The following is a 552-nucleotide window of genomic DNA, read 5'->3' as shown; positions in this document are numbered from 1 at the left end:
TAAGCCTTCCTGCCCGCTAAACGCCACCACATCCAGCGGCGCGGTATTTTTCCAGACTTTCAGTTTGTAACGGCTGTGATCAAAGATGATCGCCGGGGTGGTGTTGTTCATGACGGGCTCTCGGTTTTCTCGGTTTCAGTGAATGTCAGGGTGATCTCACCGGTTTCATCGGCGCCCAATATCACCCCGGCCGGTTTAGGGTGATGGGCCAGACGTTCCAGCAGCGCCTGTGATAACACCGGCAAAATTTGCTGGTTGAGCAGGCTGTCGATATTGCGGGCGCCGCTGTCCGGCAGCAGACAGGCGCTGACCAGCGTGTCACCGAGGGCGCTTTCCACCTGACAGGTCAGGCCATAATGGGTATTGAGTCGCTGGGTCACCTGCCCCAGTTTGATGTCGACAATACGTTTGAGCGCCTCAGGCGGTAACGGGCGGTAAATCACCGTCTGAAAGCGCGCCAGCAGGGCGGGCTGGAAGTGATCCCGCAGCACAGGATGCAACAGTTCATGCAACGCGGCATTCGATGCGTCAGGCTGTTGCGCCAATAGCGCC

The 552-nt window shown here is 58.2% G+C and carries 1 pseudogene; it reads right to left on the bottom strand.

Features of this window, described 5'->3' with window-relative positions:
- Positions 1–107 precede the first annotated feature (107 nt).
- Positions 108–552, bottom strand: a pseudogene (locus ABR397_RS23155) (type VI secretion system ATPase TssH); the annotation flags it as partial.

The sequence above is a fragment of the Photorhabdus viridis genome (assembly GCF_040256935.1).
Classification (GTDB): domain Bacteria; phylum Pseudomonadota; class Gammaproteobacteria; order Enterobacterales; family Enterobacteriaceae; genus Photorhabdus; species Photorhabdus viridis.
This window is presented reverse-complemented; position numbering and strand designations above follow the sequence as displayed.